The organism is Nocardia gamkensis NBRC 108242 (assembly GCF_001612985.1).
Taxonomy (GTDB): domain Bacteria; phylum Actinomycetota; class Actinomycetes; order Mycobacteriales; family Mycobacteriaceae; genus Nocardia; species Nocardia gamkensis.
This window is the reverse complement of sequence record NZ_BDBM01000058.1, coordinates 16,681-29,489: the sequence shown is the minus strand read 5'-3', so window position 1 is coordinate 29,489 and position 12,809 is coordinate 16,681. Positions and strand designations below refer to the sequence as shown.

12 protein-coding genes are annotated in these 12,809 nt (G+C 69.9%); 7 read left to right on the top strand and 5 right to left on the bottom strand.

Annotated elements, in window-relative coordinates; all coding sequences use genetic code 11:
- Positions 1 to 46 precede the first annotated feature (46 nt).
- From NG1_RS30385 to holA, 4 genes are all read left to right on the top strand, one after another.
- Positions 47 to 532, top strand: coding sequence for a GNAT family N-acetyltransferase (locus NG1_RS30385; protein WP_062976555.1), 486 nt, complete (start codon positions 47 to 49; stop codon positions 530 to 532).
- 835 nt (positions 533 to 1,367) lie between these two features.
- Positions 1,368 to 2,120, top strand: a complete 753-nt coding sequence (locus tag NG1_RS38585; protein WP_062976584.1) for a ComEA family DNA-binding protein — start codon at positions 1,368 to 1,370, stop codon at positions 2,118 to 2,120.
- A gap of 233 nt (positions 2,121 to 2,353) precedes the next feature.
- The gene (locus NG1_RS30375; RefSeq protein ID WP_245660128.1) at positions 2,354 to 4,903 is read left to right on the top strand and encodes a ComEC/Rec2 family competence protein; all 2,550 of its coding nucleotides are present in this window, start codon (positions 2,354 to 2,356) and stop codon (positions 4,901 to 4,903) included.
- An 86-nt stretch (positions 4,904 to 4,989) separates the two neighbouring features.
- Complete coding sequence (gene holA / locus NG1_RS30370) at positions 4,990 to 5,961, top strand: DNA polymerase III subunit delta (RefSeq protein WP_062976553.1); 972 nt, start codon at positions 4,990 to 4,992, stop codon at positions 5,959 to 5,961.
- 381 nt (positions 5,962 to 6,342) lie between these two features.
- Here holA and NG1_RS30365 read toward each other — a convergent pair whose 3' ends face one another.
- Positions 6,343 to 6,975, bottom strand: coding sequence for a maleylpyruvate isomerase family mycothiol-dependent enzyme (locus NG1_RS30365; protein ID WP_062976552.1), 633 nt, complete (start codon positions 6,973 to 6,975; stop codon positions 6,343 to 6,345).
- Positions 6,976 to 7,113: 138 nt separating this feature from the next.
- On the opposite strand from NG1_RS30365, the gene NG1_RS37620 reads away from it, so the two are divergent.
- A complete protein-coding gene (locus NG1_RS37620; RefSeq protein WP_062976551.1) occupies positions 7,114 to 7,320 on the top strand; it encodes a hypothetical protein in 207 nt (68 codons plus the stop codon).
- 291 nt (positions 7,321 to 7,611) lie between these two features.
- Here the strand turns inward: NG1_RS37620 and NG1_RS30355 are convergent, their stop codons facing one another.
- The gene (locus tag NG1_RS30355; RefSeq protein WP_062976549.1) at positions 7,612 to 8,682 is read right to left on the bottom strand and encodes an aldo/keto reductase; all 1,071 of its coding nucleotides are present in this window, start codon (positions 8,680 to 8,682) and stop codon (positions 7,612 to 7,614) included.
- Positions 8,683 to 8,805: 123 nt separating this feature from the next.
- Between NG1_RS30355 and NG1_RS30350 the strand changes: the two genes are divergently transcribed.
- Complete coding sequence (locus NG1_RS30350) at positions 8,806 to 9,861, top strand: helix-turn-helix transcriptional regulator (RefSeq protein ID WP_245660127.1); 1,056 nt, start codon at positions 8,806 to 8,808, stop codon at positions 9,859 to 9,861.
- A gap of 7 nt (positions 9,862 to 9,868) precedes the next feature.
- Here the strand turns inward: NG1_RS30350 and NG1_RS30345 are convergent, their stop codons facing one another.
- Together NG1_RS30345 and rpsT are read right to left on the bottom strand one after the other, a co-directional pair.
- Positions 9,869 to 10,114: a hypothetical protein gene (locus tag NG1_RS30345; RefSeq protein ID WP_040865529.1), complete on the bottom strand. Its 246-nt coding sequence runs from the start codon at positions 10,112 to 10,114 to the stop codon at positions 9,869 to 9,871.
- 175 nt (positions 10,115 to 10,289) lie between these two features.
- Complete coding sequence (gene rpsT / locus NG1_RS30340; protein ID WP_040865530.1) at positions 10,290 to 10,550, bottom strand: 30S ribosomal protein S20; 261 nt, start codon at positions 10,548 to 10,550, stop codon at positions 10,290 to 10,292.
- Positions 10,551 to 11,154: 604 nt separating this feature from the next.
- Between rpsT and NG1_RS30335 the strand changes: the two genes are divergently transcribed.
- The gene (locus NG1_RS30335; protein ID WP_040865531.1) at positions 11,155 to 11,943 is read left to right on the top strand and encodes an aquaporin; all 789 of its coding nucleotides are present in this window, start codon (positions 11,155 to 11,157) and stop codon (positions 11,941 to 11,943) included.
- A gap of 32 nt (positions 11,944 to 11,975) precedes the next feature.
- Here the strand turns inward: NG1_RS30335 and NG1_RS30330 are convergent, their stop codons facing one another.
- On the bottom strand, positions 11,976 to 12,527 hold the full coding sequence (locus NG1_RS30330) for a type II toxin-antitoxin system PemK/MazF family toxin (protein WP_062976547.1): 552 nt from the start codon (positions 12,525 to 12,527) through the stop codon (positions 11,976 to 11,978).
- Positions 12,528 to 12,809: the final 282 nt, after the last annotated feature.

Sequence of the window (12,809 nt, the reverse complement as noted above, 5' to 3'; positions counted from 1 at the left end):
GATCCGAATAGGGGCGGGCTGTTCGTCCTGTGGTTAGCGTCGGGGCATGAGTGTGTCGAGGCCGCCGCTCCGTTCGCCGCTCACCGTGACCTCGGTGGACTGGGAGCATCCCGACGCGGTGACATTGCGCGCGGAGATGGCTGCCGAGGTCGGGCCGCGCTATGCCCACCTGGCAAAGCAGCTGTCCACGAATCCGAATGCCGTCGACCCGGCCACCGTGCACAGCACCTTCGTCGCTTACTCCGGCGGCCCGGTCGGCCATGCCGCCCTGCGGTGGAACGCGGGGGAACTCGAGGTCAAGCGGATGTTCGTCCGTCCCGCGCATCGTGGCTCCGGCGCCGCGGCCGTGCTGCTCGCCGCCGCCGAGGATGCCGCCCGCACGGCCGCGCAACCTCGCCTGATACTGCAAACCGGTCACCTGCAACCGGAAGCCGTTCGCTTCTACGAGCGCAGCGGCTATCACCGTATTCCGATTTTCTCCCCGTACGAGGTACTGCCCTTGTCGAACTGCTTCGCCAAGGATCTGGGCTGAGCCGGGAATTCCTCTGATCCTCCGTCGGCCGAGTCGGCATCGGCGAGGCCGGTCATCTGCTCGCCGTGTTGCGGCGCCGCATGGTGGGCGTTGACGGGTTAGAGGAATGCGCCGACCGCTCGAGGGCGAGTTGTGCACAGCGCTCCGGTTATCAACAGGTTCGTCGAATCCGCTGGTCGGTACGATTTTTCGGCCGTGTGGCGGCACTACCGTCGCCGCCATGTCACGACAGGACGAACGCGAGCGGGTACGACGGCGATTGGGTGAACTGACCGCCCGGGTCGGCGCGAGCAGAACGGCCGGTGTGGCCGCCGAGACGACGTCGCCGGAAGCCGAACGGGCAGGGCCTATTCGGGCGATAGCGCGATCCTACAGCGGCGAATCCGGACGGAGGATCGGACAGCCGGATCGTGCGGGCGAGTCGAGTGCCGCCCGGGCAGCCGCCCAACGCGTGGGGCGGTCCGGTGCGGGGGCGCGTTCGCCGTTTTCCCGCGAAACCTCCTCACTTGCGGCGGTTTCAGGATCGGCGAGTCGCACGCCGCAGGTCGATCGCCCGCGGCCGGTGGCTGGGGAAGCGCCGTCCACATCTCGTTCTGGCGGGACAGCGGCGGAAACCCCGGCGACCGGATCCGAGGAGGACGAGGACCGGCGCGGATCGACACACGAAGAAGGTTTCGCCGATGGTATTACGCAACAGGGTGAACCAGGGCCGGACGATACCTCCGCTGGGGCGGGGAAATGGAATCTCCTGCGGTTGCCCGGCCATCCGGCACCCGACCGGGAGTCCGAAGACGATGTCGGTCGCGTTCGGTCCCCCGGCTGGCTGGCGGAGCCGGTGACCGGGCCCGACTGGCGGCACCGCCTCGTGCCCGAACGATTGCGGGGCATCCGATTCGATCCGGGGCGTCGCGGGGTGCGTGCGCTCGCGTTCGTCGGGCTCGCCGCGATGGTCGTCGCCGGCGTGATCGTTTTCCGCGAGCGCCCGATCGCCCAGCCGGTGCCACCGTTGGCGCTCGGGCAGGCCGTCGCCTTGGCAACACCGGGTACTGCCGCTTCGGCGAGCGCCGTCGCGGCACCACGGGAGCGCGTCGACCCGCCCCCGCCGACAGCCGAATTGGTCATCAGCGTGGTCGGCCTGGTCCAGCGCACCGGTTTGGTCCGCCTCCCCGAAGGGTCGCGTGTCGCCGACGCGCTCGCCGCTGCGGGCGGCCCGAGTGCGGGCGCGGACACCACCGGCCTGAATCTCGCGCAGCGGTTGTCGGATGGCGACCAAGTGCTCGTCGGTCCGGTCGCTCCGAGCTCCGGCGGGCCGCAGCAGAGCAGCGGCACGATCGGTGCGGGCGGGCGACCGTCCTCCGGATCCGCCGCCACACCGAGCCGCCCGTCGGGCCCGTCGGGTCGGATCGACCTGAACACGGCCTCCGAGTCCGACCTCGACGCTCTTCCCGGTGTCGGGCCGGTCACCGCCCGCGCCATCGTCAGCTGGCGTGCGGCCAACGGACGCTTCACGTCCGTCGAGCAACTCGGCGAGGTCGACGGCATCGGCCCGGCCCGGCTGGCCCGGCTGCGGGAGCTGGTCCGGGTATGACCGCCGGCGGTTTGATCGAGCTGGTCCGCCGGAGGCTGGGATCTCCTGCGCAGTCGCCGGTGGCCGGCACGGGCGAAGGGGTTCGAGGTTCGCAGCAGGGCGTCGCGGCGGAGGATCCCGGCACTGTCCAGGTTCTGGACGCCCGCCTCTTACCGGCCGCGCTGTCCTGTTGGGGCGCAACGATCGTGGCTGTGACGGCGGGGTGGCGAGCCGGGGTGGGACTTGCGGCCGCGTTGACGGTTTCAGCCATCGGGTTGTGGGTGCTGCTGCTGTGGGCGATCGCGCACCGTGGCGAACGCCGGCGAGCGGTAGCGGTGGTGGCCCTCGCGGCTGTCGTCCTGGGGGCCGGCTTCGCGGCTGCCGCGGCATGGCGGGAACATCGGGTGGCGAGCCATCCGTTGCGGGCGGCGGCGGGGCAGTCGCTGCGCGTGGTGGTCACCCCGACGGACGACCCGAAACCACTGCGTGCCAAGGTCGCCGGTGCGGACCGGCAATGGGTGGTCCGGGCGGATCTGCGCGAATACCGGCGCGGGGGTGTGACGGTGCGGGCCGGTGGCGCGGTGGTCGTCCTGGCTTCCGGACCGGAGTGGGCCGACTTGTCGCCGGGCGGCCCGGTCGAGTTCCGGGCCCGGGTGGACCAGCCGCGGCGGCCCGACCTCACCGTCGTGATGCTGCAGGCACAGGGAGCGCCGGTCGTCGCGGGGCCACTGCCCTGGTGGCAGCGCATCGCCGATTCGGTGCGCACCGATTTCGCGGCATCGGCCATGCGGGCACTGCCGCCCGACGCCGCAGGATTGCTGCCCGCGCTGGTCGTCGGTGAAACCTCGGCGCTGTCCGGACAGGTGCGCGAGGACTTCGAGATCGCCGGGCTACAGCACCTGACCGTGGTCAGCGGCGCGAATTTCACCATTTTGCTCTCCGTCGTGTTGTTCGTCGTGCGCGTGCTGACCCTCGGCCCGCGCGGCGCGGTGGCCGTCGCCGCGGCGGCGCTGCTCATGTTCATCGTCGTCGCGCGGCCGGATCCGAGCGTGCTGCGCGCCGGTGCGATGGGCGCGATCACCCTGTTGGCCGTGCTCACGGGTCGTCGTAAGCAGGCGCTGCCCGCGCTGTGCGCCGCGATCATCGCGCTGCTCGCCCTCTGGCCCGGGCTCGCCGTGAACGCCGGGTTCGCGCTGTCGGTGATCGCGACGGGTGGCCTCATCCTGCTGGCGCCGAGCTGGGGCGACTGGTTGCGTGCCAGGGGATGGTGGCGCGTGCCCGCCGAGATAGTCGCCGTGTCCGCCGGGGCGTTCGTGGTCACGACGCCGATCGTGATCGCGCTCACCGGACGGCTCAGCCTGGTCGCGGTGCTCGCGAATGTCCTTGTCGCCCCGGTCATCGCGCCGATCACCGTCGTCGGGGCGGGTGGTGCGGTGCTCGCGAGCCTGTGGTCGCCGCTCGCCGACCTGGTCTTGCGTTGCGCTACGCCGCCGCTGTGGTGGTTGCTGTGGGTGGCCCGCCACGCGGCCGCGCTGCCCGGCGCATCCGTCGCGGTGCCGGGTGGTGTGGCGGGCGGGCTGATCGCGGGTGCCGTCGTGGCGGGCGCGATCGCGGGCGTGCGTGCCCGAGCCGTGCGGCGGATCGCCGCCGCGATGGTGCTCGGCGTCGCGGTGGTGCTGGTCCCGGTGCGGCTCTGGCATCCGGGCTGGCCGCCGAGCGGTTGGATTCTCGCGGCATGCGATGTCGGCCAAGGCGACGGCCTCGCCCTGTCGGTCGGTCCCGGCGCCGCCATCGTCATCGATGTCGGACCTGATCCCCGCCCGATCCGCACTTGCCTGGACCGGTTGGGCATCTCGCGCATCCCGCTGCTGATCCTCACCCATCCGCACGCGGACCACATCGACGGGCTCACCGGCGCACTGCACGAGCGTGCGGTCGACGCGATCGCCGTCGGAATCCACGAGCTCGACGGTCTTGCGCCGCCTACTCCGCCCGGCCCCGGCCGGCCGACTTCCGAAATCGAGCCCGGCTGCGGCTCCGTGCCGACCGCTGCACCGGCCGCGAATGCACCGGCGCTCATCCGTGCCGCGAAGCGCGATGCGGAGAATCATCGCACCCCTCCGACCGGCCGGACAGACGCGCGAAGGCTGCTGCCGGACATCTACGAGCACTCCTCCTACGGGAGCAGGCGCGAGCAACTCGGTTGTGATGCAGCCGCATTCGAGAGCAAAAGGCCGGTGCGCCCATCGGGTGACGCCCGTACTCCTGCCTCGGGGCTCGCGCAGGTCGCGGTCATCGCCAGAAGCGCGGGAGTGCCGCTGCTGGAGTTGTCGGCCGGGCACCTGCTGAGTTTCGGGTCGATCGAACTCGAAGTGCTCGCGCCGTCCAGAAGCGGTCCGCGACCCGTCCGGGGTGCCGAAACCGAGGATGCCAACGACCGTTCGGTGGTCGTCACCGCCCGCACGCCCGCGGGCCGGATCCTGCTCACCGGGGACATCGAAGCGTCCGCGCAGCGGGCTCTGATGCATGCCGGGATCCCCATCCAGGCGGACATCCTCAAACTCCCGCACCACGGATCACGCACAACCACCAAAGAATTCCTGGACGCGGTACGGCCCCGCCTGGTGCTCGTCAGCGTCGGCGCCGACAACACCTTCGGCCATCCCAACCCCGCCGTCCTCGCGGACCTGTCCGCCCTCGGCGCCATGGTGTCCCGAACGGATCGGGAAGGCGACATCGTGGTGTCCGGCAGCAGCGGACACCTACGCGTGACGAGTTCACGAGGTGTCGGTTGGGAACCGTAGGATCGGGCTGTGGACGAGCGCGGCGGATGGAGCAATGCGGCGGTTCCTCGGGGCACGACGCCCTCCGGCACCGAGGAGGCGCTGTCGTGAGCGAGCGGCCCGCGTCGGTGCACCTGGTGCTGGGGGAAGAGGAACTGCTGATCGAGCGAGCGCTGGGGGCGCTGACCGCGCAGGTGCGGGCGTTGGCCCCGGACCCGGACGCGGTGCCGGTCGATCGCTTGCGCGCAGGGGACGCGAGCACCGCGGAGCTCGCGGAACTGCTGAGCCCGTCGCTGTTCGCCGAGGACCGGGTGATCATCCTCGAGGCCGCGGCCGAAGCGGGTAAGGACGCGGTCGCGGTGATCACCGAGGCGGCGCAGAGTCCGCCCGAGGGTGTGGTGCTCGTCATCGTGCATTCCGGTGGCGGGCGAGCCAAGGCGCTCGCGCCCGCTTTGCAGAAAGCCGGCGCGGTCACCCACGACTGCGCCAAGCTGACCAAGGCCGCGGAGCGAGTCGAATTCGTCCGCGGTGAGTTCCGCAACGCCGGCGTGCGAGTGTCCGGCGAGGTGGTCCAAGTGATGCTGGAGGCGGTGGGTTCGGACCTGCGTGAGCTGGCGGCGGCGTGCGGGCAGCTGGCCTCGGACACCGGTGGGAAGATCGATGTGGCGGCCGTGCGCCGCTACTACTCGGGCAAAGCCGAGGTCTCCGGCTTCGACGTGGCCGAACTGGCGGTGGCGGGGGATCGCCCCGGCGCGATGGAGGCGCTGCGCTGGGCGAACGATCGCGGCGTGCCGCACGTCCTGCTCGCCGACGCGCTCGCCGACTCGGTGCACACCATCGCGCGCGTCGGCTCGGCCGGGCGCGGTGACCCGTTCAAACTGGCCCAGCAACTCGGCATGCCGCCGTGGAAGGTGAAGAAGGCGCAAGCTCAGGCCCGCAACTGGACTCCCGCGACCATCGGCTCCGCCCTCCAGGTGGTCGCGACCCTCAACGCCGACGTGAAGGGCGGCGCCGCCGACGCGGGCTACGCGCTGGAACACGCCCTCACCCGAATACTCGATCTGCACGGCGCGGGCTGATCGGGGCCGGTTCGGTCATCCGGCCGGCCTCGCGTGAGATCGAGTGGCCCGCTCCATACGGAGGCGGGAAGTGGTCGTCGCGGGCAGTTGCGGCGAGGCACGCCGCATCCTGCTTGCTGAGAATGGGCGTGCTCGGTCACAACTGTGCCAGTTCGCTCCGGCCGGTTGGAGGACGACGTCGTGACCACGGCGGATCGAGACGACCATGAGTTCGGAGGACGTGCGAACGACCACGTCGACCAGGCCGCAGGTCTTGATCAGGTGAGCTGTTCGCGATTACCAGCCGTCAGCCATTCGCCAGGCACGGTGCCACCGACGACCACCGGAATGTGCGGCGCACGGCCTCGTGATCCATGTCTGAGCATCCGACCGGCTCGACCGCTACAGCGCGCGGGTGAGGCTTTCCACACCCGCGCCCGTCAATCCGGCGAGCCCTGCCGCGCGTCCGGTCGCCACGAGCAGCAGATCGCTCAGCGGTCCCTCGATCTCCGCCGCGCCGGTGCCGGAGGACCACTCCGCGTCGGTGGCAACCAGGCGCAGACCGTGCAGACGCTTCTTGCTGCCGTAGAACGGGCTGCGCAGTACGTGTTCCATTGCGACGACGGCCTGCTCGAGGGGCATGGGGTGTCGCCTGCCGAGAGGGCGGGCGATGTCCTGCCCGTGAATCATGGTGTCGATCAAAGGATCCAGTGGTCCGGCTCCCGGCGCCCGCCGAGTCCAGGCGGCGCCTTCGCGCAGTTGCGCGATCAGCTCGGCGGGTGAGTAGCGGCTCGCGCGGTCGCGTGCCATGCGCTCCGTCATCCGGTTCCAGTCGCCTCGCGCCCGGAGGATTCCCGCGATCGTCGCACCGAGGGTGACCCGATTGGACAGGGTCAGGTGAGCCGAGACGTCGTGCACGGTCCAGCCGGAGCACAGTGAGTCGGCGGTCCATTCGTGGTCGTCCAGGTCGTCGAGGAGGTCGGCGATGGCGAGACGTTCGGCGCGCGTCCACATCGTGATCTCGTCCAGGTCCATGGCCACTCTCCTCGGTAGTTGCGGTCACCGATGTGGACGGTGCGGCGCACCCGAACTGATCTGACTGTGAGACTCGTCACCCCCGTCGGATCAGCCGCCACGTGGGCGTCTGAGCGGGATCGGTGAGCACACTGCGCCGTGGTCGCCGTGGTCGCCGTGGTCGCCGTGGTCGCCGTGGTCGCCGTGGTCGCCGTGGTCGCCGTGGTCGCCGTGGTCGCCGTGGTCGCGGGGGTGCCGCGGCTCCCCGGATGGGGACAGGTCCTTTGCGACCCTGCTGTCGGGTTCTGCGGCATCGCCTCGGCGCGGAATCCCGTGGGCGCGACGCGCCAGTGGCGGGGGACGTAAGACGATCGCCCGGTCGCGGCGATCCACATGCGAGATGGGCGGGTTCGCGCTGCTCGCGGCGTCGTTCGTCCGTCCAGTACACGCCCGGGACCATCACACGCCGAGACACCGCGGCTGCCCCTCGGCCGGGCGATGCAGGTCATGAGGTCAGCGGCCCCGGGTACGAGCACCGACGCGCCGTAAACCGACGCGTGCTCGGGAAGTGCGCGACGCCGAGGTCTGCGCGACGCCGAGGTCACAGCCCTGTGCGGCGGTGCGGGTCCAGTTCCGCACCGCCGCACGTGTCGACGATCAGGCGCGCCCTTCGATCTTCAGGTCGCCGAAGGTGACGCTCTGGGTCATGGGGCGGTTCAGGAACTCGTGCGGGAAGCCGAGGTCCACGGCGCTGGCCTGTTCGAGCCGGGCGAGCTGGGCGGCGTCGAACTCCACGTCGAGCGCGCCGAGGTTGTCCTCCAGTTGCGCCGCGGTGCGGGCGCCGATGAGCGGCGAGGTGACCGCGGGGTCGCGCAGCGTCCAGGCCAGCGCGACTTGCGAGGGCGTCTTGCCGATTTCGTCGGCGACCTGCTTGACGACATCGGCGATGGCGAGCCCGCGTTCGGTGAGCGAGCCGTTGGCGGCGGCCACGTTCTTGCGGCTGCCCTCGGGCGAACCGTCCGCCTCGTGGGCGAGATCGGCCCGGCTGTACTTGCCGGTGAGCACGCCGCTGGCCAGCGGCGACCACGGGATCACGCCGAGGCCCAGTTCGCGCGCCATCGGGATGAGGTCACGCTCGACGGTCCGTTCGATCAGGCTGTACTCGATCTGCAGCGCGATCAGCGGCGACCAGCCGCGCAGGTCCGCGATGGTCTGCATCCGCGCGATCTGCCAGGCCGGCGCGTCGGAGATGCCGAGGTAGAGCACTTTGCCCGAGCGCACCAGATCGTCCATGCCGCGCAGGATTTCCTCGACGGGGGTCAGGAAGTCCCAGGCGTGCAAGTAGAGCAGGTCGATGTAGTCGGTGTTCAGCCTGCGCAAGCTGGCCTCGACCGAGCCGATCATGCTCTTGCGGTGGTTGCCACCGGAGTTCGGGTCGCCCGGTCGGCGCAGCATGGTGTATTTGGTGGCCAGCACCAGGCTTTCGCGATTGTCCGCGGTGAATTCGCCGAGCAGTTGCTCGGAGGTGCCGTTGGTGTACTGGTTGGCCGTGTCGATGAAGTTGCCACCGCGCTCGACGTAGGTGTCGAAGATCTTGCGGGCTTCGTCCCGGTCCGCCCCCCAGCCCCAATCGGCGCCGAAGGTCATGGTTCCCAGGGACAGCGGAGAAACTCGAAGTCCCGAGCGGCCGAGCAGCCGGTAGGTGTCGAGGGTGCGGGCTCCGGACATGTCCAGCTCCTTGTGTTCGCGATGCCGTGTTGTCGATAGCCAGTTTTCAACGGCGCGCGAAGCCGAGTAAGGGAAGCTTCATCCTGGGAAGGCCAGTCCTAGGCAGCCGTAGGATCGACGGTGATGACTGGCACGGTGAACTCCACCCAGCGCCGCGAGCTCGGGCCCGGCGCAGGCTCGCGTACCCGAGGCGGCCCCGGGAACGGCGCGGATTCGACTCAGCGCCGCGACCTCGGGTCCGGCGGCGGCAGCCCACGTGGTCACGGACAGCCCGAGAGCGCGGCGGATCCGACTCGGCGCCGCGATGCCTCCGGCGGCACTCCCGGTAACCGCGCAGGTCGCGGCAGCGCGGATCGGGTGCAGGAGATGGGCGCCTTCCTGCGGGCACGCCGGGAGCGGTTGACGCCGGAGGATCTCGGTTTGCCGCAGCGCAGGCAGGCCCGCCGGACACCGGGGCTGCGCCGGGAAGAGGTCGCCGAACTCGCGGGCGTGAGCACCGACTACATCGTTCGGCTGGAGCAGGGGCGCGGCCTGCGTCCGTCGGTGGAGGTGCTCAACGCGCTGGCGCGGGCACTGTGCCTGAACGACGACGAGCGCGCCTATCTGTTCGATCTGGCGCTCCAGCGGCAGCCGGACCACGGCAAGCCGAGCACCGCCCCGGCGCCCGCCCTGGCCATGCTGGTGCGTGATCTGTCGCCGCTGCCCGCGATGCTGGTGAACCACCGCTACGACATCCTGGCCTGGAATCGGGAGATGGCGGCGTTGATCACCGATTTCGGCGCGCTACCGGAGCGGCAGCGAAACTCCATGTGGTTGTGCCTGCTCGACCCGAGCATGCGGGATTTCTATGTCGAGCGCGAACGCGTCATTCGTGAGGGCATCGCGGATCTGCGCGCGGCATGGGCCGCGCACCCGGACGACCGCGCATTGGCAGACCTGATCGCCGAGTTCACCGCGCACAGTCCGGAGTTCGAGCAGGCGTGGGCCCGCCACGACGTGCGGGTGCAGGGACGGGGGAACAAGCCGCTGCGGCATCCGCTGGTGGGTCCGCTGGTCGTCAGCTACGAGGTGCTGATGCCCGTGCAGGATCCCGACCAGCGGATCGTCATCTACCGCGCCGTCGACGCCGATTCCCAGGCGGCGCTGGACCGGCTGGCCGCCGCTCTGGACGCGCCGTGACCAGGGACTATTCCGCGGAACTCAGGATCAGTTCACCGTCGTCGTCCGCGTCCTCGTAGCGGCCGTCCCACTCCTCGTAGGCGGGCACGTCCTCGTCGCGGGTGACGATCCACTCCAACGAGTAACCGCCGTCGTCGTCGGGAACGAGCACATTCTCGATCTTCAGTCCGAAGCCGAGCACCTCGGCCGCGCGGATCACATCCGGCAGATCCTCGGCGCGAACGACCGTCTGATTGGCATACACGGTTACCATGCGCGGAATGGTAGCTGGAACCTCTGACAAGGCGCGGGCCGAATCCCGAAACCCCAGGTAGAAAGGGCGGGGAGCGCTGTTGCCATCGGGGCACGACAAAAGCCGCCGTGGTCGTCGAGGCCACGGCGGCTGCGTCACAGCACGAGCGCGGTACCGGCGTGCGGTACCGGGTGGATCAGAGCTTGTTGAAGGCCAGCGACAGGGCCGACTTCTTGTTGGCGGCCTGGTTGGCGTGGATGACGCCCTTCGAAGCGGCCTTGTCCAGCTTCCGGCTGGCGAACTGCAGGCGCTCGGCGGCGGCGTCCTTGTCGCCGGAGGCCGCGGCCTCGCGGAAGCTGCGGATGGCGGTGCGCAACGCGGACTTGACCGACTGGTTGCGCTTGCGCGCCGCCTCGTTGGTGCGGATCCGCTTCAGCTGGGACTTGATGTTGGCCACGCCGGTTCCTCGTGTTCCTGTCTGGTTGGTCTGTCCTGGGAAAGTTCGTCGAGCGCGCGACATGCCCGAGGTGGACGGGTAACGCAGCGCCGAAGATCGAGGTTACCAGTCGCCGTCCTGCGCACGAAATCGACACTCGACCGGTCGGACGGCCGCCGCTCGGGTAATCGCCGGTCGGGCGATCGGGTTTCCGTTCTGCGCAGGTTCGTGCTGCAGGCCTCTACCTGCGCTCCAGAAGGTATCGCAGCCGTGCGCCCGGCATGCTGCCGCGCAGATGGTATCTCTGACGTGGTGTATTTCTGGCTACCCCGGTTGCCCGGCACGCTCCCTGCGATGCCAAGACTTCGGTGTCGGCCGGGCGCGACCGGCAGCATCACCCCTGGCAACCAGTATTTTTCCTTGAGACCGCCCTCGACCAACGCCGAAGTTCCGCTGTTGACGGCTCCCTTTTCCGGGGGCGGCTCGGCGGACCCCGAAGTCGTTGTAGAGATCACTCGACTCGCGTAGCGTCCTCAGAGCAACCGTTGCTCTTCGAGCGGCTCTGTTGTCGAAGCGGGTACCACGACTAGTCCGAGCGCAGGTCTGGAACGCGGAAGGTGGACAGATGTCTCCAACGGCCCAGGAAGTAGTCGAAGAGGCTGTCGAGAACAAACCGATTCCCGAGAGCAAGAAATGGGGCGCCGAGGCGCTCGGCACCTTCGTCCTGGTGATCGGTGGCGTCGGCACCGCGGTGCTGGCGGGGGAGAAGGTCGGTCCGCTGGGCGTCGCGCTCGGCTTCGGCCTGTCGCTGATGTTCCTGGTCTATTCGATCGGGCCCATCTCCGGCTGCCACGTCAACCCGGCGGTGACCGTGGGGCATCTGCTGCTCGGCCGGCTCAGCGGCGTGTCCGCGGCGGGATATGTGATCTCGCAACTGATCGGCGGACTCCTCGCCGGACTCGTGCTGTTCGCATTGGCCAAGAACCTGCCGTCCTACGATCGGCCGGTCGACGGGCTCGGCGCGAACGGGTGGGGCAAGCACAGTCCGTCGGCGATCCGGGGACCGCTCGGCGAGGTGGTGGTGCAGAACGGGTACGGGGTGGCCGCCATGATCATCGTGGAGGTGATGCTGACGGCGCTGCTGGTCTTCGTGGTGCTGTCCTCCACCGACCAGATCTCCGACGTGCCGCTGGCCGGGCTGTCCATCGGCGTCACGCTGGCGGTGATCCACCTGGTGTCGATTCCGGTGGACAACACCTCGGTCAACCCGGCCCGCAGTCTCGCCGTGGCGCCCTATCAGGACGGTGCGATGGGGCAGGTCTGGGCGTTCATCGTCTTCCCGCTGATCGGCGGCGCCCTCGGTGCGCTGCTGTACGGCCTGCTGTACGGCCGTTCCCGCGAGATGATCTCCTGACCCACCCGGGCCGAAGCAGGCGTCGCTCGCGCTCAGTGCCAGGCGTATTCGGCGCAGAGCCGGTGGGCGACCAGGTCGAAGGTCTTGCGCGGCAAGATGGCGCCCTCCCGGCGGATGCCCGCCTCCGGCACGTCGAGCACCCGGTCGAGCCGCACCCAACTGGGGCGGCCGTCGTGGTCCCACGCCCCGCTGCCGATGCCGATCCAATTGCGGTCGTAGGCGCGTTCCGGATTCGACGACAGCATGAGGCCGAGCAGCGTGCGACGGTCGCGGCCGACCACCAGCACGGGCCGGTCCTTGCCGTTGCCGGGATCCTCTTCGAACGGCACCCAGGTCCACACGATCTCGCCGGGATCGGCACGTCCGTCCAGTTGCGGCGAGTAGACGATCTGCCGGGCCCGCTCCGCGGTCGGAACCGGCCGCGAGGCGGCGGGCCGCACCGCGACGCCGGTCGCGCGCCGCTGGGCCAGAGACCCCACCAGCCGGTCGACCAACCCGGGCCTCTGCTGCTTGACGATCCTGGGACCCTGTTGTTTGGCGATCAGACCGATCTGCTTGCCGAGGGTGTTCCAACTTCGGGCCATCCCTGGAGAATAACGGCGCACCCGCCGCTTCTCACCCGCGTGGGACCCGTTGTGTCGCCAGGGCCATTCGTCACCGAGCACGCGTGGAGTCCGACACAGGCGCCGATCCGGGGCCGAGTCGACAAATTCCTGCCCGCCGTCCGTCCGGGGGAAGAGGAGTATTGCGCCGAGGCCGAGTGCGGATCGCTGCCGAGAACAGTACGGAACGCCCGGCGGTGGCGAGGGCGGTGGCCTCTTCCCATGCGGGCCGGTCGACGCAGAGCCCGCCGCTCGATCACATTC

Coding starts and splice junctions, on each gene's coding strand:
- NG1_RS30350 (WP_245660127.1), top strand. CDS start 8,806: ATGACTGGCACGGTGAACTCCACCCAGCGCCGCGAGCTCGGGCCCGGC.
- NG1_RS30355 (WP_062976549.1), bottom strand. CDS start 8,682: ATGTCCGGAGCCCGCACCCTCGACACCTACCGGCTGCTCGGCCGCTCG.
- NG1_RS30365 (WP_062976552.1), bottom strand. CDS start 6,975: ATGGACCTGGACGAGATCACGATGTGGACGCGCGCCGAACGTCTCGCC.
- NG1_RS30385 (WP_062976555.1), top strand. CDS start 47: ATGAGTGTGTCGAGGCCGCCGCTCCGTTCGCCGCTCACCGTGACCTCG.
- NG1_RS30335 (WP_040865531.1), top strand. CDS start 11,155: ATGTCTCCAACGGCCCAGGAAGTAGTCGAAGAGGCTGTCGAGAACAAA.
- NG1_RS30330 (WP_062976547.1), bottom strand. CDS start 12,527: ATGGCCCGAAGTTGGAACACCCTCGGCAAGCAGATCGGTCTGATCGCC.
- NG1_RS30345 (WP_040865529.1), bottom strand. CDS start 10,114: ATGGTAACCGTGTATGCCAATCAGACGGTCGTTCGCGCCGAGGATCTG.